Below are 22,038 nucleotides of genomic sequence, written 5' to 3' on the forward strand. Positions count from 1 at the left end.
CGTGCGGGTCAGCGGTTGCTCGACCCGCGGCGCCGCATCCCGAAGAACACCGCGCCACCGCCGACGGCGACCAGGACCGCCGCGATGCCGACGATCAGACCGGTGTTGGAGCCGGCGCCGGTCTCGGCCAGGTTGGACTCCTGGGCCGCGGCCGACGGGGCGTTGCTCGCGGAGGGCGCGGGCGCGGCGCTGTCGCTCGCCGAGGCGGACGGGGACGGCGTGTTCGTCCCGGCCGGCGGCGCAGTGGTCGTGCTGTCCGACGGCGTCGAGGACGGGGAGGTGGAGGGGGTGGTGGACGGGGTGGACGTGTCCTCGGCCTCGCAGGCCTTGGACGGGGTGGTCAGGTTGCCGGGGATGTCCTTGTCGACCAGGATCTTCTTGCCCTTGACGGCCTTGACGTGGATCCGGTACTCGGCGTTCGGCTCCCAGGCCTCGGCGAAGGAGACGGTCACGCCGGCGGCCGAGCCCTCGACGGTCTGGGCCACACCGACCTGCCTCAGGTCGCCGCCGTTGTTCTCGAGGAAGACGGTGATCTCGGCCGGGACGCCCGTGGGGTCCTTGTCGGTGACGGTGATGGCGCCCTTGGCGCCGTCACAGACGGCAGTGGCGGAGAACTCGCTGATGTCGCAGGCCAGCGCGGTGCCGGCGGCGCTGAGCGCCAGGGCGGCGGAGGCGGCGGTGACACCGAGCATGCGCACCGAACGGGCGGCGGTACGGCGGGAAAGGGACACGTTTGTCCTTTACGGGAAGCGCAACTGCGGGGGGTGGAGGGGGAGATGGCGCCCCCGGTGAGCCGAGTGCGTCACCATCCCCAGCAGACTCACAGGTCTATAAGCGTTTCATAAGAAGTGTCAATGCGCGGACCCCTCCGAGCGGCTGGCTTTGCCCGCTTATTAACCACCGAGACGTTTCAACGCCTCCGGAGCCTCCTCGATCCGGTCAACGAGGGCGATACGGGACTCCATCGACCGCTCCCGGGCGAGTGACCGCAAGAGCGGCCAGGCGGGCAGCCGTTGCGTCCAGTGCTCCCGGTCCACGAGCACCATCGGCGTCGGTTCGCCCCGCGACCCGTAGTAGTTGGGCGTCGCGTTGTCGAAGATCTCCTGTACGGTCCCGGCGGCGCCCGGCAGGAACACCACTCCCGCGGTGCAGCGGGCCAACAGGCCTTCCTCGCGGGTGGCGTTGGAGAAGTACTTGGCGAGGTGCGCGGCGAACGGGTTCGGTGGCTCATGGCCGTAGAACCAGGTGGGGATGCCCACCGAGGGGCCGCCGCCCGGCCAGGTGGCCCGCACCTCGAAGGCCGCCTTCGCCCAGTCGGTGATCGAGGGCGTGAACTTCGGTGCCTTGGCGAGGAGTCGGAGCGCGTCCGTGAGCATCGCGCCGTCGAAGGGGGCCGCGTACGCGCCGAGGTTCGCCGCCTCCATCGCGCCGGGTCCGCCACCGGTCGCCACCATGAGCCCGGACCGGGCGAGTGCACGGCCGAGCCGGGCCGCGCCGGCATAGGCATCCGTACCGCGCGCCATGGCGTGGCCGCCCATGACACCCACCACGCGCTCCCCGACGAGGAGTTCGTCGAGCGCGTCGGAGACGGCGTCGTCGTGGATCGAGCGGAGCATCGAGCCGAATATGTCGCCGTCCGCCTTCGTGCGCTGGAACCACGCGTACGTGAGGGCGTCCGGGGTCGCTTCGTAGCCCTCGTCGAGGGAGGCGAACAACTCGTCGGGGGAGTAGACGAATCCGCGGTACGGGTCGAACGACAGACCCGGTACGGGCGGGAAGACCAGGGCGCCGGAGGCGCGGGACTTCGTGGCCGCCGCCGGCTCCATCGGGCAGCCGAGGAAGACGGCGCCCGAGGTGTCCAGGGCGAGGAGGGCGTCCGTACGGGCCGTCAGGTCGACGGACTGGACGCGGAAGTGGGACAGCGTGCCGTGGGTGGCGGCCACCTCGTCGAACTCGGCGAGGGACTCGATCTCACGGTCGTGGGAGCCGTCGTACGGCTGGGCGGGTGTCGTCGGATGCACCCGCCCATGCTAGGCAGCGCCGGACGAGCGGTGGGTCAGCTCCCGACGGCCGACGGGTCCATCCACACGACCTCCCAGGTGTGGCCGTCGAGGTCGTCGAACGAACGGCCGTACATGAAACCCATGTCCTGCGTCTCGCCGCTCGGCGAACCGCCCAGCGCGAGCGCCCTGTCGACGAGTTCGTCGACCTTCTCGCGGCTCTCGGCGCTCAGGGCGATCAGGACCTCGCTGGTCTTCGAGGCGTCCGCGATCTCCTTCTTGGTGAAGGTCGAGTAGAACGGCTTGGTGAGCAGCATCGCGACGATCGTGTCGCTGATCACCACGGAGGCCGCGTTGTCGTCGCTGAACTGCGGATTGATCGTGTAGCCGAGCTCCGTGAAGAACTTCTTCGAGGCGCCGAGGTCGTTCACGGGCAGGTTCACGAAGATCATCTGCTGGTAGGCCGGGGTGGTCATCGGGTCTCTCCCAGGGGATTCGCGTTGCTGGTGTGTGGCGTTCGGTGGGGTAGACCGAGGGGCCGTGCGGAACTCATCGCGGGGCGGGGATCTTTTTCGTGCGCGGCCTCAGCGGGTCAGCGGGAGGGCCGCCAGTTCGGCCACGATCAGGGTGAGCGGGACGAAGAGGGCGAGCAGGGCGCCGGTGCGCAGGGCGGCGGCGCTGCGCAGCGTCTTGGCCGGGGCGCCGAGTCGGAGCAGGGCGGCGGTGGTGTCGGCACGGATCTGCCGCGCCTCCACGGCCGCGGTCAGGAGCGTGGCGACCGCGCAGCCCGCCACGACCAGGGCGCCGAGGGTGGTGAGTGGGCCGAACGCGGGATCGGCCGGGTCGTACAGCGCGGCCATCGTGTACGCGCCGGACGCCACCGCGCAGACCACGCCGAGCGGCTGTCCGATACGGGCCGCCTCCTGCATCAGGCCGCGGCCCGCGAGGAGACGGAGGGCGCCGGGGCGGGCCGACTGCAGCAGCCGGCCGCAGAGGTGGGTGAGGCCGGGGCCGGCGAGGGCGAGACCCACGGCGGTCAGGGTCCAGCCGACGAGGACCGCGGCGGGGCCGGTGGGGAGGCCGCCGGGGAGCGGGAGGGTGCTGGGGTTCGCGGTGCGGTTCGCGTACGCCTCCACGGCCAGGCCGGCGGCGAGGAGGGCCACACCCCAGGGGAGGGCGGTGGGGTGGGGCGGGTGCGTCTGTGTCCGGGGCGGTGTCCGTGTCTCTGCCCGTGCCTCGGGGGCGCCGTCGGCGGAAGCCTCCGTTGTGCCGTCGACCAGGGCAGGCGCCGAGGCCGGCGCCGAGGGCAGGGTCGTGGTGCCCGGCGCCCCCGGGATGCCGTCCGCCGCCGGGTCGGCCGTCGCGGCGGGGCCGCGGTCCGCAGCCGGGTGGAAGGGCCGGCCGTTCGTCGCCGGGTCGGGAGCCGCCTCGGCGGGGCGGGTGTCCGCGGCCGGGTGCGTCGGCCGGCCGCTTCCCGTCCTCGCCCCGAAGCGGCCGTACTCGCCGAACCTGTCGCCCGGCCCCGTCCTGGCGAATGCGCCGAACCTGCCGAACATCCCCGGGGCCGCCTGGGCCGCCACGCGCGCGTCCCTCGGGCGGAGCATCAGGGCCACCGCGAGGGACGAGGTCACCGGGACCAGCGCCAGCAGCGTCAGGGACGCAGGCAACGGGAGGGGCTGGTTCGCGGCGAGGAAGTCGTCGGCCGCTCCGTCGAACGGCATGCCCGTGAGGTCGCCGCGCAGGTGCAGGAAGAGGAGGAGGGCCAGCATGGAGCCGAGCAGTGTCGACAGGGCCGTCGTCATCGCCGAGACGGCCATCAGGCGGGCCGGGCCCAGGCCGATCGCCGCCAGGCCGGGGCGCGGGCGGGTGCCCGGGTCGGTGCGGGCCACCGCCTGGGCGAAGTAGACCGTCGCGGCCAGCGGGACCGCGCACCAGGCGAGGCGGAGCACGGACGCGGCCGGGGCCTCGGGGTGGGTGAGAGCGCGGCCGAGGGTGCACAGGAGGAGGAAGCCGGTGCCCGCCGAGGCCGTCGCCACCAGGAGGCGGCGGAGCTGGACGGCGGGGTGGGCGCTGCGCGTCAGACGGAGAGCGAGCACGCGGCCCCCCGGCCTTCCGGCTCCGTGACCGGCGGCAGATGGACCGTCTTCACCCGGCGCCCGTCCATCAGCGGAACCGTGCGGTCGGCGAGGGCTGCGGTCTCCGGGTCGTGGGTGGCCAGCACCACGGTGATGCCGTGGGAGCGGGCCGCCGTCGTCAGGGTGCGCAGGACGTGGGCCCGGTCCGCGCGGTGCAGGGGCGCGGTCGGCTCGTCCGCGAAGAGGACCGAGGGGGCCGGGGCCAGGGCGCGCGTGATGCAGACCCGCTGGCGCTCGGCCTGGGTGAGCTCGTGCGGACGGCTCCGGGACCTGTCGCCGATGTCCAGACGGTCCAGCCACTCCAGCGCGGCGGCCTTGGCCCGGCGGCGGCTGGTGCCGCGCAGCATCAGGGGGAGGGCCGCGTTCTCCCAGACGTTGAGTTCGGGGACGAGGACCGGCGCCGGGTCGATCCAGCCGAAGCGGTTGCGACGCAGCCGTTCACGGGCCGTCGGGCCCATCGTGTGGACGGGGACGCTGTTGAACCAGACCTCGCCGCGCTGGGCGGGCACCAGGCCGGACAGACAGTGCAGCAGGGTCGTCTTGCCGCTGCCGCGCGGTCCGCTGACGGCGAGGATCTCGCCCTCCCGCACGCCCAGCGAGACACCGCCGAGCGCCGGTGAGCCGTCGCGGTGCGTGAAGTACAGGGAGCGTGCCCACAGCACGTCGTTGTCCGGCGGGGCCTCCATGGGCGTACACCTCGGTTCAGATCTGTGGTTCCCGTGCCAATCCCCCGTGCGGGGGAACGAAGACAGGGCCGATCGGTCACTCGCACGCTAGGCAGCCAGGAGGGGAAGGCCGGACAGCACACGGCCCCGGGTCGCCGTTTCTCACTCGAACGGTCGACACCGGGGCCGGTGTTGATCAGCTGATCAGGCTGACGATCACAGCTTCGTCCACGCCTCCGTCAGCGTCGCGCGCAGGATCTGCTCGATCTCGTCGAAGGTCTCCTGGTTGGAGATCAGCGGCGGGGCGAGCTGGACGACCGGGTCGCCGCGGTCGTCGGCACGGCAGTACAGGCCGTTGTCGTACAGCGCCTTGGAGAGGAAGCCGTACAGGACGCGCTCGGTCTCCTCGTCGTTGAAGGACTCCTTGGTGTGCTTGTCCTTCACCAGCTCGATGCCGTAGAAGAAGCCGTTGCCGCGGACGTCGCCGACGATCGGCAGGTCGTGCAGCTTCTCCAGGGTCGAGCGGAACGCGCCCTCGTTGTCGAGCACGTGCTGGTTGAGGCCCTCGCGCTCGAACAGGTCGAGGTTGGCGAGGCCGACCGCCGCGGAGACCGGGTGGCCGCCGAAGGTGTAGCCGTGCAGGAAGGTGTTGTCGCCCTTGTAGAACGGCTCGGCCAGCTTGTCGCTGATGATGCAGGCGCCGATCGGGGAGTAGCCCGAGGTCATGCCCTTGGCGCAAGTGATCATGTCCGGGACGTAGTCGAACTTGTCGCAGGCGAACATCGTGCCGAGACGGCCGAAGGCGCAGATGACCTCGTCCGAGACCAGCAGGACGTCGTACTGGTCGCAGATCTCGCGCACGCGCCGGAAGTAGCCGGGCGGCGGCGGGAAGCAGCCGCCGGCGTTCTGCACGGGCTCCAGGAAGACCGCGGCGACCGTGTCCGGGCCCTCGAAGAGGATCTGCTGCTCGATCTGGTCGGCGGCCCAGCGGCCGAAGGCCTCGGGGTCGTCGCCGAACAGCGGGGCGCGGTAGATGTTGGTGTTCGGGACCTTGTGCGCGCCCGGGACGAGCGGCTCGAAGGGGGCCTTCAGGGCCGGCAGACCGGTGATGGACAGGGCGCCCTGCGGGGTGCCGTGGTAGGCGACGGCGCGGGAGATGACCTTGTACTTGGTCGGCTTGCCGGTGAGCTTGAAGTACTGCTTGGCGAGCTTCCAGGCGGTCTCGACGGCCTCGCCGCCGCCGGTGGTGAAGAAGACCTTGTTCAGGTCGCCGGGCGCGTGGTCCGCGAGGCGCTCGGCGAGCTCCACGGCCTTCGGGTGGGCGTAGGACCACACCGGGAAGAACGCCAGCTCCTGCGCCTGCTTGAACGCCGCCTCGGCGAGCTCCACCCGGCCGTGGCCGGCCTGGACCACGAACAGGCCCGCGAGACCGTCGAGGTAGCGCTTGCCCTTGTCGTCGTAGATGTAGGTGCCCTCGCCCCGGACGATGGTCGGGACGGGGGAGTTCTCGTACGAGGACATGCGGGTGAAGTGCATCCACAGGTGGTCGTACGCGGTGCGGCTGAGGTCCTTGGTGCTCACGGTTATCGGGTCCTCACGATTATCGGGTTCCCCACATGTAGGTCTGCTTCTTCAGCTTCAGGTAGACGAAGCTCTCGGTCGAGCGCACGCCCGGCAGGGCACGGATGCGTTTGTTGATGACGTCCAGCAGGTGGTCGTCGTCCTCGCAGACGATCTCGGCGAGGATGTCGTACGAGCCGGCGGTCATCACCACGTACTCGACCTCCGCCATGTCGGTCAGCGCTTCCGCTATGGACTCGACATCGCCCTCGACGTTGATCCCGACCATCGCCTGCCGGCGGAAGCCCACGGTGAGCGGGTCCGTGACGGCGACGATCTGCATCACGCCCTGGTCGAGCAGCTTCTGGACGCGTTGGCGCACGGCCGCCTCGGAGAGGCCGACGGCCTTGCCGATCGCGGCGTACGGCCGACGGCCGTCCTCCTGGAGCTGCTGGATGATGGCGAGGCTGACGGCATCCAGGTGAGGGGTGCTGCCGTTCCTGGACTCGCGGGAGTCCCTGTGCTCTGCGCTTCGACTGGCCACGGCCTCACTGTGCACGACGTCTCGACCGTTCCGCAAGGCCGAGGCGATGAAATTCGTTGTTTACGTAACGGAGATCTGCGGATTCCGCAGCCACGACGGGATCAGGGGTGTTGAAAACGTCGGGGCAAGGATTAGTGTGGGTGTCTCAGTCAATGGACACCGAATCTGGAGGGCCGGCAGTGAGCACCGAGCTGGGACGGCTGCGCAAGCTACGCAACTACATCGCCGGCGAGTTCCGGGACGCCGCCGACGGACGGACCACCGAAGTGGTCAACCCCGCGACCGGCGAGGCGTACGCGACCGCGCCGCTCTCCGGCCCCGCGGATGTCGACGCCGCGATGGCGGCCGCCGCCGAGGCGTTCCCGGGCTGGCGCGACACGACGCCCGCCGAGCGCCAGAAGGCCCTGCTGAAGATCGCGGACGCGTTCGAGGAGCGGGCCGAGGAACTCATCGCGGCCGAGGTGGAGAACACGGGCAAGCCGATCGGGCTGACCCGCTCCGAGGAGATCCCTCCCATGGTCGACCAGATCCGCTTCTTCGCGGGCGCGGCCCGGATGCTTGAGGGGCGCAGCGCCGGCGAGTACATGGAGGGGCTCACCTCCATCGTCCGCCGTGAGCCGGTCGGCGTCTGCGCGCAGGTCGCGCCGTGGAACTACCCGATGATGATGGCCGTGTGGAAGTTCGCCCCGGCGATCGCGGCCGGCAACACGGTGGTGCTCAAGCCGTCCGACACCACGCCGGCCTCCACCGTCCTGATCGCCGAGATCATCGGCTCGATCCTGCCCAAGGGCGTCTTCAACGTCGTCACCGGCGACCGTGACACCGGCCGGCTGATGGTCGAGCACCCGACCCCGGCGATGGCCTCCATCACCGGTTCGGTGCGCGCGGGCATGTCGGTCGCCGAGTCGGCGTCCAAGGACCTCAAGCGCGTCCACCTGGAGCTCGGCGGCAAGGCGCCGGTCGTGGTGTTCGAGGACACCGACATCGCCAAGGCCGTCGAGGACATCTCCGTGGCGGGCTTCTTCAACGCCGGCCAGGACTGTACGGCGGCCACCCGCGTCCTCGTCCAGGAGGGCATCCACGACGAGTTCGTGGCCGCGCTCGCGAAGGCCGCCGCGGAGGCGAAGACGGGGCAGCCGGACGACGAGGACGTGCTCTTCGGCCCGCTGAACAACCCCAACCAGCTGCAGCAGGTCACCGGCTTCATCGAGCGGCTGCCCGCCCACGCCAAGGTGGAGGCGGGCGGTCAGCGGGTCGGCGACAAGGGCTACTTCTACGCCGCGACCGTCGTCTCCGGGCTGAAGCAGGACGACGAGATCATCCAGAACGAGGTCTTCGGACCGGTCATCACCGTCCAGTCCTTCACGGACGAGGACCAGGCGGTCGAGTGGGCCAACGGCGTCGAGTACGCCCTCGCCTCCTCGGTGTGGACCAAGGACCACGGCCGCGCGATGCGCATGTCCAAGAAGCTCGACTTCGGCTGCGTGTGGATCAACACCCACATCCCGCTGGTCGCCGAGATGCCCCACGGCGGCTTCAAGAAGTCCGGCTACGGCAAGGACCTGTCGGGCTACGGCTTCGAGGACTACACCCGCATCAAGCACGTCATGACGTCCCTCGACGGGTAACGCTCCGCCGGGTGGGACGGGTTCGCTCTGCGGGTTCGCACTGTAGGTGCGGGTGCGGGTGCGGGTGCGGGTGCGGGTGCGCTGTGGCTGGTCGCGCCCGCGCGGCGGAGCCGCAGATCGACGGAGCCCCGCGCCCCTCGGGGAGTTCGGCCCTCGGCCCTCGGCCCTCGGCCCTCGGTCCTCGGACCGGGGGCCGTTCGCTGTGCAGTTGACCCCGCCGGTGATCGACAAGGTGTCGGTTCGTGCGCGCTGTGCTCGACGCAGCGTCGATTGTCCGGGAGTCGGCCCCACGGCATGCTGACGGCGTGCCCCAGACTCCCTCGTTCTCCCGCGCCGTGTCCCGCCGTTCCCTGCTGCGCGCGCTCGGGGGGACCGCTGCGCTCGGCGGGCTCGCCGGCTGCGGGGTGCCCGCCGCGTACGTACGGCCGGGCGACCGCGCCGGGGCCGATCTCTCCGCCGATGACAAGCGGCTGACCTGGGCGAACTGGCCGCTCTACATCGACACCGACGACGAGGACCCCGACCGGCGGCCCACGCTCGACGCGTTCCGCAAGAGCACCGGCATCGCCGTCGACTACGTCGAGGAGATCAACGACAACGACGAGTTCTTCGGCAAGATCAGCCCCGCGCTGATGAACCACCAGCAGACCGGCCGCGACCTGATCGTCATCAGCGACTGGATGTGCGCCCGGTTCGTACGGCTGGGCTGGGTGCAGGAGATGGACCGGGCCGCGCAGCCCCACGTCACCGAGTACCTCGACCCGCTGCTGCGTTCGCCCGCCTTCGACCCCGGACGCGCGTGCACCGTGCCGTGGCAGTCCGGCATCACGGGCATCGCCTACAACCGGCGGAAACTGGGCCGGGAGATACGCGGCGTCTCGGAGCTGTGGGCCGACGACCTCAAGGGGCGGGTGACGCTTCTGTCCGGCCTGGACGAGGCGTTCGCGCTGCTGATGCAGGGCAACGGCGTGGACGTCACGAAGTGGACGGCCGACGACTTCCACCAGGTCTGCGACGAGGTGGAGAAGCAGGTCGGCCGCGGCCAGATACGCCGCTTCACCGGTAACGACTACACCAAGGACCTGGTCAGCGGCGATGTCCTGGCCTGTCAGGCGTACTCGGGCGATGTCATCCAGCTCCAGGCCGACAACCCAGACATCCGCTTCGTCGTCCCCGAGGAGGGCGCCGAGCTGTGGGCGGAGTCCCTGATGATTCCCAACCTCGCCCGGCACAAGGCGAACGCCGAGAAGCTGATCGACCACTACTACCGGCCCGAGGTCGCCGCCGAGCTCGCGGCCTGGGTGAACTACGTCTGCCCGGTCCCTGCCGCACAGGCCGTCCTCGCCGACTCCGACGACGAGGAGACGGCGGCCCTCGCGGAGAACCCGCTGATCTTCCCGGACGCCGAAATGCGGAAACACCTCGCGATCGCACGTGACATCACCTCCACGGAGCGCCTGGAGTTCGCCAGGCGGTGGAACGCGATCGCGGGGCTCTGACGGCGGCTTTTCGAGGCAGTGGGTTCCCGATCGGGACTTTGCCAGTTCTTTACAACCTGCTGCCCGGCTGTCTCGTCTCTTCGCTCGATCCGTCAACGGACCGAGGAAAGAGAGCGATTCATGCGACTCATGCCGCGAACGGGCCTTGCCGCCCTGGTAGTTGCGGGCACCGCCCTGTTGGTGGGCGCGGCGCCCGCGCTCGCCGACGGCGGGACGCCGACGCCCGTCCCCACCACCGCGGACCGGAGCGTGACCCCGGCTCCCACCGAGGCAGGCGACGACGCGACCCCGGCCCCGGCCCCGACCGAGGCCGGTACCGCTCCGTCCGCCGTTCCGAGTCAGGTCGGTGTGGTGCCGCGCGGCGGTGCCGACACCGGGGTCGAGGAGCCGTCCGAGGGCCGCGGCGGGCTGATCGGCGGCAGCGCGGCCGCGGTGGCCGCGGCGGCCGGCACGGGCTTCTACGTCGTGCGGCGCCGGAGGGCGACCGGCGCATGAGCCCGCTCTCCAGGCGCGCCCTGATCCTCTCGGCCCTGGCGGCGCCGCTGGCCGCGGGCTGTGCCGGCGACCCGGCCGACCCGGCTGCCCCGGGCGACGCCGCCCGTACGCCGGGCACCTCCGCGGCCCCCTCCGTCCGGGCGGCGCGTCCCCTCGCGCGCTCGGTGCCGGTCGGGCTGCGGATTCCGGCCATCGGGGTCGACACCCCGGTCATGCGGCTGGGGCTGGCCGCCGACGGCACCGTGGGGGTGCCTCCGGTCGAGGAGCACGACCGGGCGGGATGGTACGAGAACTCGCCGACGCCCGGACAGACCGGACCGTCGGTGATCCTCGCCCATGTCACGGTCGGCGCCTACGGGGACGGTGTCTTCCGGCACCTCGACCGGCTGCGCCGGGGCGACCGGATCGGGGCGCGTCTGGAGAACGGCACGACGGCCGAGTTCGCCGTCACCGAGGTGACGACCGTCGACAAGACGGAGTTCCCGACCGAGGAGGTCTACGGGAACGTGGACCGCCCCGAACTGCGTCTCATCACGTGCGGCGGCCCGCGTTCCGGCGACGGATACCGCGACAACGTGATCGTCTTCGCCGCCCTGAGTCCCGCGGGAGAACGTTGAAACGGCCCTCTCGGACCCGTGAGAGGGCGGCGTCCGAGTTGTTCGCCGCCCTCTACCCGCGCCTCGCCGGCTGGTGCCGCCGTCTCGTCGACGACGACGAGACGGCGCACGAGATCGCCTCGGAGGCGTTCACCCGGCTCTGGGCCCGCTGGACGGCCGTCGCGGAGCCCCAGGGCTTTCTCTTCGTCACCGCCGCCAACCTGGTCCGCGACCACTGGCGCAAGCTCGAACGCGAGCGCCGGGCCCTGCGCCGGGCCACCGTCGAGGCCGTCGTCGCCCCGCCCGCCGAGCCGGCCGATCCCTCGGTGCGGCTGCTCGTGCAGTCCCTGCCCGACCGGCTGCGCGTCCCGATCCTGCTGCACTACTACGCTGACATGCCGATCCGGGAGGTGGCCGTGCTGACCGGGCGCAAGGAAGGAACCGTCAAGGCCGACCTGCACGCGGCCCGCGAACTGCTCCGCGCCCACCTGAGGAGAAGCCTTGATCACACCCACTGACGACTTCGACGACGGCCCGGACCTCGACCCCGACGACCCCCTCACCGTCATCCTGGGGCCCGTCCCCGGCCACCTCGGCCCGCCGCCCGGCCGCTACGAGGAGATCCGCCGCGGCGCGGTCCGCCGCCGGCTGCTGCGTACCGCGGCCGGGGTCGGCGCGACCTGCGGGATCGCCGCGCTGGCCGTCCTGCTGCCGTTGCACCTGACGGCGTCCGACGCGCCCACGCGCCCCGTGGTCCCGCTGGCCCCGCCGTCGGTGAGCGGCCCGTCCACCGTGCCCCCGCCCTCGCCCGTACCGGACACCGAGCGCCCTACCGAGGGGGCCGCGACCCCGGCCCCGGATCCGCGGACGTCGACTGCGCCCGCCGGCACCGCTGTCCCGACCATCGGCAGCGACGGCCGTAGCGACTCGCCGGAACCGAGCACGGCGAGCGAACCGACCACGGCGAGCGAACCGGGCAGGTCCTCGGCGGCGCGGCCCACCCCGTCCGTCGAGCCGTCGGAGGGCTCGCCGGAGTGAGGCTGCCACGCCGTCACTTGAGCGCGGCCATGGCGACGCGCTGGGCCACCGGGTTCATGCCCTCGCCCTTCGCGTCGGTGGAGTTGACCGAGTAGACGAGGGTGCGGCTGAGGTTCCGGGTGCCGGCGATCAGCGCGTTGTAGCCGTAGCGGCCGCCAGACTTGAGCCAGTAGACCTTCCCCTCGTACGCGAAGCGCTGGAGGCCCGCGCTGTAGGTGGCGCCGTCGATGTGCGCGGGGACCGTGAACATCTCCCGCAGCTGGGGGCCGCGGACGATGCGGCCCCGGAAGAGCGAGGTGAGGAGGCGTTCCAGGTCCGCGGTCGTGGAGATCATGTCGCCGGCCGCGAACCGGTCCGCCTGGTTCCACTCGGTGACGTCCACCAGCTCCGTCGTCCCGTCCGCCTTCTTCACCGCCTGGTAGCCGCGGTTGTGCGGGCCGGCGATGCGTGGGTCGGTGCCGGGGAAGTACGTGTCCTCCATGCCTGCGGGCGCCAGGACCAGGCGGGTGGCCTCGGACGCGTACGACCGGCCGGTCACCTTCTCGATCAGCAGACCCAGGATCGTGTAGTTGATGTTCAGATAGTGCTGCTGCTCGCCCGGGCGGAACTCCGGCCCCTTCGCCGCCGCGGACGCGACGACCTGCTGCGGGGTCAGGGTGTCGAAGCGGTGCGCGTACACCTCCTCGAAGGAGTCTCCGAGGCCGTCGCCCGCCGGGATGCCGCTGGTGTGGTTGAGCAGTTGCCGTACGGTGACCGGCCGGAACTTCCCTCCGAGCAGGCCGGGCAGGTAGCGCTGGATCGGCCTGTCGAGGTCGATCCTCCGCTCGGCCGCCAGGCGCAGGACGGCCGCCGCCGTCACCACCTTCGTCGTCGAACCTGCCCGGAACCGGGCGTCGGGGTCGGCCGGTGCGGCGCTCGGCAGGTCGTGCACACCCGCGCTGCCGCGCCAGGTGCCGTCGGTGCCGCCGACCCGGACGAGGGCGGCGGTCGCGTCCTGGTCCGGGAGCCCGGCGAGCGCGGCGGTCAGTGCTTCGACGTCGAGGGCGCTCGCCGGGTGGGCCGAGGTCGAGGCCGGGGCCGACGCGGGCGTCGCGAAGGCGGGCGCGGCCAGCGGGCCCGCGGCGAGGACGGCCACCAGGGAGACGGCCAGGACGGTGGTGCGACGGCGAGCGTGCATACGGGCTCCAGAGGAAGGGGGGCGGGGGGTTCGACACGATCTTCCGCCGGGATGCGACCCCCGCGGATCGTCGCCGAGGAGGGTGCCGGACCCTGGGGAAACCCTGAGCAACTGGCTTGCTTCTTGGGGGAGTTGCTCAGGGTGCCCCCTACGGGTGCCGGACGGGTGTGGGACGGAGTGCTGGTCCGTGCGCCGGTCCGGGAGTGAAAAGTGTTATCCGCGGGCCGTCCCGGCCGTCTCCCTGGATGTGATCTCCGACATTGCCAACAGCGGGGTCCCGGCTGAGAGGGTGCGGGCATGAGGACGTACGCCGAGGCCGGCCGGCACTGGCGTGCCACCATCGCCGACGCGCAGGCCGGCGACCGGCGGGCGCTGGACGAGTTGGTGGCGGGCTGGCTGCCGCTGGTCTACAACATCGTCGGCCGCGCCCTGAACGGCCACGCCGACGTCGACGACGTCGTGCAGGAGACCATGCTGCGCGCCGTCGACAACCTCGGCTCGTTGCGCGACCCCGACAGCTTCCGCTCCTGGCTGGTCGCGATCGCCATGCGGCAGATCCGGGACCGCGCGCGCCGCAGGACACCACAGCGCCTCGACGAGAGCGTGCCGGCCGGCGAAGCCGCCGACTTCGCCGAACTCACCGTGCTTCGGCTCCAGTTGGAGGGGCAGCGGCGCGAGGTCGCGGAGGCGGCGCGCTGGCTCGACGACGAGGACCGGCAACTGCTGTCCCTGTGGTGGCTGGAGGTCGCGGGCGAACTCACCCGCCGCGAGCTGGCCGCGGCCGTCGGCATCAGCCGGCAGCACGCCGCCGTGCGCGTCCAGCGGGTGAAGGAGCGCCTGGAGGTCTCCCGGGGCATCGTGCGTGCCCTCGACGGGGCCTGCCCCGACCTGCGCGACCTGACCGCCCGCTGGAACGGCCGGCCGGACTCCGTGTGGCGCAAGCGGCTGGCCCGGCACATCCGCGGCTGCGGCTACTGCGGCGACACCCGTGAGTCCGTCGTACCGGCGGAACGGCTGCTCGTCGGGATCGCGCTGGTCCCGCTGCCGGCCGGCTTCACGATCTCCCTCGCGCTCGGCGGCAAGACGGCCGCCGCGGCCACCGGGGCGGCCTCCGTCGGCTGGTCCGCGAAGGTGCTGACCGCGCTCACCAAGCCGGCCGTCGCGGTCACGGCCGGCGCGACACTCGCCGCGGGCGGCGCCTACGTCGTCGTACGGACCCCCGACGACCCGCCCGCACGGGCGGCCGTGGTCCCCACGGTGGCGAGCACACCCGCCACCGCACCGTCCGCCCCCGGCCTCTCCCCTTCCGGCCCGGCCTCGCCGTCGGCATCCCCCTCGGCGTCGGCGAGCGAGCGCAGGACGGCCCGGTACGGGAGTGTCGTCGACGCCGTCGACAGCGCGCCCGACCCGGACACCCCGCCCGCCGCCCTGCCGGAGCGGCCCGCGTCCGGCGTCACCAGCAGCGGCGGCGCGCACGCCACCCTGAACCACCGCGGGGACGGCGTGACGCTCAGCGGACAGGGCTACGTCCTCGTGCGCTGGCAGATATCGCCGCAGTACCGGTCCGGCGCCCTGGTCATGCCGAGCTGGACGGGGCTGAAGGGCAGGCTCTTCCATGTGGCCTCCGGCGGCGGCCGTCGCATGGACGACCCCGTCAGCGCCACGGACACCACCGCCACCGGCATGGGCAGCAAGGCCACCGGCTACATCGTCCCGCCCTCCGGCACCCAGCAGATGTGGCAGAACGAGTACTTCTACCTCGCCGGCAGCGTCACCCTCACCGTGAACGAGCGGGGTGCCGACTACGGCCTCAACGTCTTCCCGACGACCTGGGACGCCGTGCGGAAGGACGTCACGAGCGGCCCCGGCCAGGGCGCCGGGCGCTACGGCCTGGTCCGTGACACGGGCGAGGACGACACACCGGTCCCGCAGTACGTCACCCGTGAGACGCCGGCCGACCCGGCGACGGTCCCTCAGGCCTCGCGCGTGTAGCGGTCCTGGGCGCGGGTCACCTCGTCCCCGTGGTCATGGGCCCAGATGCCGAAGGCCTGGATCGGCGGGAGCAACGTCCTTCCCAGGTCGGTGAGTCCGTACTCCACCCGCGGCGGCGACCCGCCGTACGCCTGCCGCGTGACGAGCCCGTTGGACTCCAGTCTGCGCAGCGTCTCCGTCAGCACCTTCTGGCTGATTCCGCCGATGCGTGTCCGCAGCTCACCGGGGCGTCCGGGGCCGTCCTTCAGAGCCCAGATCACCACCGGGTTCCAGGTGTTGGAGACGAGGTCGAAGGCGAGCCGGGTCCGGCAGTCGGCGAGGAACGCGAGGTCGGGGTTCACGTACCGAATGGTGCCTGAACGGCTTCCTACTGTCGTGGGAGATCCATGGAGCGGGGATCCGTGGAACGGCGATCCATGGAACGGGGTTCCGTGGAACAGGAGGAGGAGCCATGCGCGTGGGAATTCTCGGTACGGGCGGAATGGCGGATGCGCTGGGCACCCGGTGGCGGCGGGCCGGCCACGAGGTGGTCACCGGCGGACGCTCGGGAGGGCTGCGGGAGGCGGCGGAGGCGGGGACGGACGCGGTACTGCTCGCGGTGCCGTACGAGGCGGTGGTCGACGTGGTCGGCGGGCTGGAGGAAGCCCTGCGCGGACGGGTGTTGATCGACTGCACCAATCCGGTGGGCCCGGGTTTCGCTCTGCTCACGGCGGACGGCCCGGCAGCGGCCGAACGCATCGCCGCCGCCGCGCCCACCGCGCACGTGGTGAAGGCCTTCAACCTGTGCCACGTGAACGTCTGGCGCCTCGACCCGCCCGTCTTCGACGGCCGCCCCCTGGCGGTCCCACTGTGCGGGGACGACGAAGCGGCCCTGTCCGTCGTACGCCGGCTCGTCCGCGACCTGGGCTGCGAGCCGCTGAACGCGGGGGGACTCGACAGGGCCGGTCTGCTGGAGGCGACGGCGGCGCTGCTGATCCGGCTGTGGCTGGGGGAGGGCGCGGACGCCCAGGCGATCTCCCCGCCGTTGGCGTACGCGGCGGGGTAGAGCCTGTCGTTCGGATCAGGCCGCAGGATGCCGACGATGCGCGCGGTCAGCCCTGCTTGCGCAGAGCCGTCAGCACCTCGATCCGGTTGGTGGTGATGGAGTCGACGCCCAGGTCGATGAGCCGGCGCATGGAACGGCGGGTGTCGGGGGTCCAGACGGAGAGCAGATGGCCGTCGTGGTGCACGCGGGCGGCCAGATCCCGGTCCACCAGCGAGAAGCGGTAGTTGAGCCAGCGCGGCTTCACCGCGTCGAGCAGCGCGGGCCGCGGAGGGGCCAGGCTGGTGCAGGTCAGGGCGATCTCGGCGGACGGATCGGCGGCGCGCACGGCGAGCATCGCGCCGGCGTCGGCGCAGTAGTAGACCCGGTCCGCCGCCCCGGCCTCGCGGACGGCGTCCACGATCCGCCGTGCCGTGCGCACGTCCCGGGTCCCCGGCAGATCGAGCATCAGCCGGCTGCCCTCGGTCGCGGCGAGCGCCTCCGCGAGGGTCGGCACCGCGCCGGCCGTCAGCCCGCGCACCTCGGCGGCGGACAGCGACCGCAGCGGCCGGTCCTGACCCCACAGCCGCTTCAACGTCTCGTCGTGCAGCAGGACGGGTACCCCGTCCCGGGTGAGCCGTACGTCGAACTCGACGGCGTCCGCGCCCCGGTCGAGCGCGGAACGCAGCGAGTCGACGGTGTTCTCACGGAAGCGATAGGGGTCGCCACGATGGGCCACGGCAGTCACGTTGTGCATGGGCCCATTGTGGCGGCCGCCGGCCCTCAGGGGGCGAGCCGGCCCGTCGTGTAGGCCTCGATCTCGGCCCTGATGCGTGCCTTGCCGGCCTCGTCCAGGAAGGACGCGTCGACCGCGTTGCCGGCGAGTGCGGCCAGGCCCCGCTCGTCGAGGTCGAGGAGGCGGGCGGCGACCGCGTACTCGTTGTCGAGGTCGGTGCCGAACATGGGCGGGTCGTCGGAGTTGATCGTGACCAGGACGCCGGCCCGCACGAACTCCTTGATCGGGTGCTCGTCGAGGGTGCGGACCGCGCGCGTGGCGATGTTCGAGGTCGGGCACACCTCCAGGGCGATGCGGTGCTCGGCGAGGTGCGCGAGCAGCTTCTCGTCCTGCGCGGAGCTGGTGCCGTGACCGATGCGCTCGGCGCGCAGGTGCGTCAGCGCGTCCCACACCGTCTGCGGTCCGGTGGTCTCGCCGGCGTGCGGCACCGATCGCAGCCCGGCGGCGATCGCCCGGTCGAAGTAGGGCTTGAACTGCGGGCGCGGCACGCCGATCTCGGGCCCGCCCAGCCCGAAGGAGACCAGCCCCTCGGGGCGGATCCGGTCGTCGGTGGCGAGCCGCGTCGTCTCCTCGGCGGCCTCGAGACCGGCCTCACCGGGGATGTCGAAGCACCAGCGCAGCACGGTCCCGAACTCGGCCTCGGCCGCCTTGCGGGCGTCCTCGATGGCGTCCATGAAGGCGAGTTCGTCGATACCGCGCCTGGTCGAGGAGAACGGGGTGATGGTCAGCTCGGCGTACCGCACCTGCTGGCGGGCCAGGTCCCGGGCGACCTCGTACGTCAGCAGCCGGACGTCCTCCGGGGTGCGGATGAGGTCCACGACGGACAGGTACACGTCGATGAAGTGGGCGAAGTCGGTGAACGTGAAGTAGTCGACCAGGGCCTCGGGGTCGGTCGGCACCTTGGAGTCGGGGTGCCGGGCGGCCAGCTCGGCGACGATGCGGGGGGAGGCGGAGCCGACGTGGTGGACGTGCAGTTCGGCCTTGGGCAGCCCGGCGATGAAGGCGTGCACGTCACGGCCGCCGGCCGCGGCGGCGGCGGCGGTGGGACCGGCGGGTGCGCCGGAGACGGGGGAGTCCGGGCCGGGGGAGCCGGGAGCGGCGGATGCGTCGAAGCGGTCGGTCATGGGGTCCTCCCCGGGACGGCGCCCCGGGCCGAGCGGGCCGGACGGGACGCGGGTGATCGGCTGATCGATGAGTCGGGATCATCGTAGGCGGAGCGGGCGGGAGACGACCGTCGGCCTCGCTCGCGGCTTGAACCACCGTCCACCGCACGGGCCGCCGCCCAGGCCACCGGCCGTCGCACCGGCCGCGGGCCGTAGCATGACGGAACGTACGCAGGGCGGAACGGTGTACGGACGAGGGAACGCAAGCGGGAACGCGCGGGACGGTACGCGCAGGACCGAACGCCTGGCGAAACGCGGGGCAGAGGGCGACAGAGGGGATCCACGCATGTCCGACGACGCGCCGACTCCGGCCGGTGACGCCGCCCATGACCCGTGGCCCGCGCCCGCTTCCGACGAGGCGGACGGTCCGCAGGACGCGCCTCCCAAGGTGCCTTTGGACAAGGGCAGGACGGACACCGGCACCACCGGCACGACCGGCACGACCGGCGCGACGGGTGCGACGGGCGCGACGGGTGCGACGGGCGCGACGGGTGCGACGGGTGCGACGGAAGACGGTGCAGGCTCTGTCGGGTCCTCGGCCGCGTCGAATCCCTGGGCCGCCCCGGGCGACAGCGCGCAGAGCGGGGCCGGCTACACCGTCGCCGCGAACGAACCGTTGACCCCCGCCCCCGGCTCTCCCTCCGTCCCCTCGGACCAGGTGCCGCCGGCCGTTCACGACCAGCGGACGGTCACCGCGCTGCCCAGCGTGCCCCCGCCGCCCGCGGACGTCACCCCGCAGCCCTGGGCCACCCCCTTCGGGAACCCGCCCGTGAACGGCCCGTTCGGTGCCTTCCCGCCGCCCCACCCCGGCACGGCGGCGGCCGGCGGCCCGCCGTTCAACCCGATCGACCCCTTCGCTCCCCCCGGCGCGGGCGGGGCGGTCCCTCCGCCGCCCCTCGCGCCCTACGGTCCGGGACAGGTCCCGTACGGATATCCGGGCGGCTACGGCTATCCGGGCCGGCCCCACTACGGGGGCGGCGCTCCGGGCCCCTACGGCTGGCCCGGCGGGGCGGGCGACAGCAACGGCATGGGCATCGCCGGGATGGTCCTCGGGATCGTCTCGGCCGTCGGCTTCTGCATGTGGCCGCTGAGTGTCGTGCTCGGCATCCTCGGGATCACCTTCGGCACGGTCGGGCGCGGGAAGGCCAGGCGGGGCGAGGCCTCGAACCCCGGTCAGGCGCTGGCCGGGATCATCTGCGGAAGCGTGGGCATCCTGCTCGCGCTCGGACTGGGTGTGCTGCTGATCGTGCAGCCCTGAGGCCCCGGCAGCCGCGCCTCAGGCTGAACGTCGACGCGGCCGAGCAGAGACGTCTCGGGCAGCCGCGACGCCTCAGCCCGCAGTGACGCCGAAGGAAGCCGCGCCTCAGGCCGAGCAGCCGCGATGAGCAGCGACGCCTCAGGCCGCCGCCCGCACTCTCTCCCGGGCCTCCATCAGCGCGAACCCCAGCAGGTTCGGCCCCCGCCAGCGCTGTGGATCCATCGCCGCCTCGTCGTCCGCCGCCAGGCCGATGCCCCACACACGGTCCATGGGGCTCGCCTCCACCAGCACCCGCTCGCCCGTGCTCAACAGGAACGCACGCAGTCCGGGCTGCGAGGCGAACTTGTGGACGCTGCCCTCGACCACGATCCGGAACCGTTCCCGCTGCCAGGTCGTCTCGTCGAAGCCGCGGACCAGTCGCCCCTCCTTCTTCGCCTGGGCGGGGGAGGGTGCGGCCAGCGCCCGCCGCTCCGCTTCCGCGTCCTCGAAGAGACGGGCCTTGCCTGCCATCATCCAGTGCTCGGCCGTCGCATAGGTGACCCCGTCGACCACGAAGGGTGACGGCCACCACTGGCTCAGACAGCTCGACCCGAGCCGGCCGTCGGGCCGCGGCCGGTGCCCCCAGAAATGCAGATACTTGATCCTCGCCCCGGCCTGGACCTGCCTGACCAGGGCCTCCTGGCAATCGATCTTCTCCATGCACGCGAGTCTGGCACGCGCCACTGACAGTGCGTCCCGCCTTTTCCGCTCCGACTCGACACCTGGTCGACCCGCCGTCGACAGATTCCGTCGCGTAACCAAAAGGCAACAACGGAATCACTTGTTGGAGTGCCCTTGCTCTGTCAGGATCGGCAATCAAATCAAGCTGGAGCTACGCCAGCCGCCGCCGCGCACAGCGGGGCGAAGGCGGAGGAGAGCGACATGCAGGACCGGTTCCCCGCACAGGAACGATTCGCGGACGGCGCTCAGTACATCGGGGGCCGTCTCAGGCACGGCACATCCGGCCGGACCCACGCCGTGATCGACCCCGCCACCGGCGAGGAGGTCTTCACCTACGAGCTGGCCGGCGCCGACGACGTCGACGCGGCGGTCGCCGCCGCCCACGCCGCCTTTCCGGGCTGGGCCGGCACCACGCCGGGCGAGCGCTCCGACGCGCTGCACCGGTTCGCCGCCGTCCTCGCCGACCGTGCCGAGGAGTTCGCCCGCGCCGAGTCCCTCCAGTGCGGCAAGCCGCTGAAGCTGACCCGCGAGTTCGACGTGCCGGGCACCATCGACAACACCGCGTTCTTCGCCGGAGCGGCCCGTCACCTCGCGGGCCAGTCCGCCGGTGAGTACTCCGGCGACCACACCTCCTACGTCCGCCGTGAACCCATCGGTGTCGTAGGCTCCATCGCGCCCTGGAACTACCCCCTCCAGATGGCCGCCTGGAAGATCCTCCCGGCGATCGCGGCGGGCAACACCATCGTGCTCAAGCCCGCCGAGCTCACCCCGCTCACCTCGCTGCTCTTCGCCCAGGCGGCGACGGAGGCCGGCATCCCCGACGGCGTGATCAACATCGTCACCGGGGCCGGACAGGAGGCCGGTGAGCGTCTCGTCGGGCACCCCGACGTCGCCATGACCTCCTTCACCGGCTCCACCGCCGTCGGCAAGCGCGTCGCCGAGGTCGCCACCGCGACCGTCAAGCGGCTCCACCTGGAGCTGGGCGGCAAGGCGCCCTTCGTCGTCTTCGACGACGCCGACCTGGAGGCCGCGGCCAACGGCGCGGTCGCGGGGGCGCTCATCAACACCGGGCAGGACTGCACGGCGGCCACGCGCGCGTACGTGCAGCGGCCCCTTTACGAGGCGTTCGTCGAGCGGACGGCCGCCCTCATGGAGACCGTCCGGCTCGGTGATCCCTTCGCCCCCGGCACCGACCTCGGCCCGCTGGTCTCGCACGTCCAGCGCGACCGGGTCGCCGCCTTCGTCGACCGGGCGCGTGGCTACGCGCGCGTGGTGACCGGCGGCGAGGTTCCACAGGGGGATCTCAAGAACGGCGCGTACTATCGCCCCACCCTGATCGCGGACGCCGCGCAGGACAGCGAGGTCGTGCAGTCCGAGATCTTCGGCCCGGTCCTGGTGGTGCTGCCCTTCGACAGCGACGACGAGGGCATCGCGCTCGCCAACGACACCCCGTACGGGCTGGCCGCCTCCGCGTGGAGCCGGGACGTCTTCCGGGCGAACCGGGCGACGCGCGAGATCAAGGCCGGGTGTGTGTGGGTCAACGACCACATCCCGATCATCAGCGAGATGCCCCACGGCGGCTACAAGTCCTCCGGCTTCGGCAAGGACATGTCCGTGTACTCGTTCGAGGAGTACACGCAGGTGAAGCACGTTATGTTCGATAACACGGCGGTGGCCCGCAAGCCCTGGCACCGCACCATCTTCGGGGACTGTTAGAGCGACTACGACCGGCCGCCGACCACGGCCGACCC

21 protein-coding genes and 1 pseudogene are annotated in these 22,038 nt (G+C 72.1%); 10 read left to right on the plus strand and 12 right to left on the minus strand.

From position 1 onward, the window contains the following. Window positions 1-8 precede the first annotated feature (8 nt). The 7 genes from OG736_RS31145 to OG736_RS31175 all read right to left on the minus strand — a co-directional run bounded on the left by OG736_RS31145 (window position 9) and on the right by OG736_RS31175 (window position 6,919). Window positions 9-731, minus strand: a complete 723-nt coding sequence (locus OG736_RS31145) for an LAETG motif-containing sortase-dependent surface protein (RefSeq protein WP_327185310.1) — start codon at window positions 729-731, stop codon at window positions 9-11. A gap of 162 nt (window positions 732-893) precedes the next feature. Beyond that, window positions 894-2,021, minus strand: a complete 1,128-nt coding sequence (locus OG736_RS31150; RefSeq protein WP_327185311.1) for an LOG family protein — start codon at window positions 2,019-2,021, stop codon at window positions 894-896. Between the two features lie 35 nt (window positions 2,022-2,056). Then, window positions 2,057-2,476: a VOC family protein gene (locus OG736_RS31155; RefSeq protein ID WP_327185312.1), complete on the minus strand. Its 420-nt coding sequence runs from the start codon at window positions 2,474-2,476 to the stop codon at window positions 2,057-2,059. Between the two features lie 108 nt (window positions 2,477-2,584). Next, window positions 2,585-4,096 (minus strand): hypothetical protein, encoded by a 1,512-nt coding sequence (locus tag OG736_RS31160; RefSeq protein ID WP_327185313.1) that lies wholly within the window; start codon window positions 4,094-4,096, stop codon window positions 2,585-2,587. Continuing rightward, window positions 4,078-4,821, minus strand: coding sequence for an ABC transporter ATP-binding protein (locus OG736_RS31165; RefSeq protein ID WP_314219076.1), 744 nt, complete (start codon window positions 4,819-4,821; stop codon window positions 4,078-4,080). The genes OG736_RS31160 and OG736_RS31165 overlap by 19 nt, the downstream gene beginning before the upstream one ends. Window positions 4,822-5,016: 195 nt before the next feature. Continuing rightward, complete coding sequence (locus OG736_RS31170; RefSeq protein WP_327185314.1) at window positions 5,017-6,381, minus strand: aspartate aminotransferase family protein; 1,365 nt, start codon at window positions 6,379-6,381, stop codon at window positions 5,017-5,019. A gap of 19 nt (window positions 6,382-6,400) precedes the next feature. Next, window positions 6,401-6,919 carry an Lrp/AsnC family transcriptional regulator gene (locus OG736_RS31175; RefSeq protein ID WP_020128673.1) on the minus strand — a complete coding sequence of 173 codons (519 nt, stop codon included), beginning with the start codon at window positions 6,917-6,919 and terminating at the stop codon, window positions 6,401-6,403. A gap of 164 nt (window positions 6,920-7,083) precedes the next feature. On the opposite strand from OG736_RS31175, the gene OG736_RS31180 reads away from it, so the two are divergent. From OG736_RS31180 to OG736_RS31205, 6 genes are all read left to right on the plus strand, one after another. Continuing rightward, a complete protein-coding gene (locus OG736_RS31180; protein WP_327185315.1) occupies window positions 7,084-8,532 on the plus strand; it encodes a gamma-aminobutyraldehyde dehydrogenase in 1,449 nt (482 codons plus the stop codon). A gap of 305 nt (window positions 8,533-8,837) precedes the next feature. Continuing rightward, the gene (locus OG736_RS31185; RefSeq protein ID WP_327185316.1) at window positions 8,838-10,031 is read left to right on the plus strand and encodes an ABC transporter substrate-binding protein; all 1,194 of its coding nucleotides are present in this window, start codon (window positions 8,838-8,840) and stop codon (window positions 10,029-10,031) included. Window positions 10,032-10,151: 120 nt separating this feature from the next. After that, window positions 10,152-10,526, plus strand: a complete 375-nt coding sequence (locus OG736_RS31190; RefSeq protein ID WP_442817096.1) for a sortase-dependent protein — start codon at window positions 10,152-10,154, stop codon at window positions 10,524-10,526. Next, entirely contained in the window at window positions 10,523-11,143 is a 621-nt protein-coding gene (locus OG736_RS31195; RefSeq protein WP_327185317.1) for a class F sortase, read from the plus strand. The genes OG736_RS31190 and OG736_RS31195 overlap by 4 nt, the downstream gene beginning before the upstream one ends. Next, window positions 11,140-11,640, plus strand: a complete 501-nt coding sequence (locus OG736_RS31200) for an RNA polymerase sigma factor (RefSeq protein WP_327185318.1) — start codon at window positions 11,140-11,142, stop codon at window positions 11,638-11,640. Before OG736_RS31195 ends, OG736_RS31200 begins: the two co-directional genes overlap by 4 nt. Beyond that, the gene (locus OG736_RS31205; RefSeq protein ID WP_327185320.1) at window positions 11,624-12,160 is read left to right on the plus strand and encodes a hypothetical protein; all 537 of its coding nucleotides are present in this window, start codon (window positions 11,624-11,626) and stop codon (window positions 12,158-12,160) included. The genes OG736_RS31200 and OG736_RS31205 overlap by 17 nt, the downstream gene beginning before the upstream one ends. Window positions 12,161-12,173: 13 nt before the next feature. Here OG736_RS31205 and OG736_RS31210 read toward each other — a convergent pair whose 3' ends face one another. Continuing rightward, complete coding sequence (locus OG736_RS31210) at window positions 12,174-13,337, minus strand: serine hydrolase domain-containing protein (RefSeq protein WP_327185321.1); 1,164 nt, start codon at window positions 13,335-13,337, stop codon at window positions 12,174-12,176. A gap of 297 nt (window positions 13,338-13,634) precedes the next feature. Here OG736_RS31210 and OG736_RS31215 point away from each other — a divergent pair, with 297 nt between their 5' ends. Further along, a complete protein-coding gene (locus OG736_RS31215) occupies window positions 13,635-15,329 on the plus strand; it encodes an RNA polymerase sigma factor (RefSeq protein WP_327185322.1) in 1,695 nt (564 codons plus the stop codon). Here OG736_RS31215 and OG736_RS31220 read toward each other — a convergent pair. Next, on the minus strand, window positions 15,311-15,670 hold the full coding sequence (locus OG736_RS31220; protein ID WP_327185323.1) for a winged helix-turn-helix transcriptional regulator: 360 nt from the start codon (window positions 15,668-15,670) through the stop codon (window positions 15,311-15,313). The two genes, OG736_RS31215 and OG736_RS31220, sit on opposite strands and share 19 nt — an antisense overlap. 110 nt (window positions 15,671-15,780) lie before the next feature. Here OG736_RS31220 and OG736_RS31225 point away from each other — a divergent pair, with 110 nt between their 5' ends. Beyond that, the gene (locus tag OG736_RS31225) at window positions 15,781-16,374 is read left to right on the plus strand and encodes an NADPH-dependent F420 reductase (protein ID WP_327185324.1); all 594 of its coding nucleotides are present in this window, start codon (window positions 15,781-15,783) and stop codon (window positions 16,372-16,374) included. 46 nt (window positions 16,375-16,420) lie between these two features. On the opposite strand, the gene OG736_RS31230 is transcribed toward OG736_RS31225, so the two are convergent. Next, window positions 16,421-17,107, minus strand: a complete 687-nt coding sequence (locus tag OG736_RS31230) for a glycerophosphodiester phosphodiesterase (protein ID WP_327185325.1) — start codon at window positions 17,105-17,107, stop codon at window positions 16,421-16,423. A 26-nt stretch (window positions 17,108-17,133) separates the two neighbouring features. Further along, a pseudogene (locus OG736_RS31235) lies at window positions 17,134-18,413 on the minus strand (adenosine deaminase). A gap of 182 nt (window positions 18,414-18,595) precedes the next feature. Here OG736_RS31235 and OG736_RS31240 point away from each other — a divergent pair. Further along, window positions 18,596-19,567: a DUF4190 domain-containing protein gene (locus OG736_RS31240; RefSeq protein ID WP_327185326.1), complete on the plus strand. Its 972-nt coding sequence runs from the start codon at window positions 18,596-18,598 to the stop codon at window positions 19,565-19,567. A gap of 138 nt (window positions 19,568-19,705) precedes the next feature. Here OG736_RS31240 and OG736_RS31245 read toward each other — a convergent pair whose 3' ends face one another. Continuing rightward, window positions 19,706-20,266 (minus strand): riboflavin biosynthesis intermediates N-glycosidase, encoded by a 561-nt coding sequence (locus OG736_RS31245; RefSeq protein WP_327185327.1) that lies wholly within the window; start codon window positions 20,264-20,266, stop codon window positions 19,706-19,708. 222 nt (window positions 20,267-20,488) lie between these two features. On the opposite strand from OG736_RS31245, the gene OG736_RS31250 reads away from it, so the two are divergent. After that, on the plus strand, window positions 20,489-22,003 hold the full coding sequence (locus OG736_RS31250) for a gamma-aminobutyraldehyde dehydrogenase (protein WP_327185328.1): 1,515 nt from the start codon (window positions 20,489-20,491) through the stop codon (window positions 22,001-22,003). The last annotated feature ends 35 nt before the right edge of the window (window positions 22,004-22,038 follow it).

It is taken from the genome of Streptomyces sp. NBC_01334, from assembly GCF_035983595.1.
GTDB classification, from domain to species: domain Bacteria; phylum Actinomycetota; class Actinomycetes; order Streptomycetales; family Streptomycetaceae; genus Streptomyces; species Streptomyces coriariae.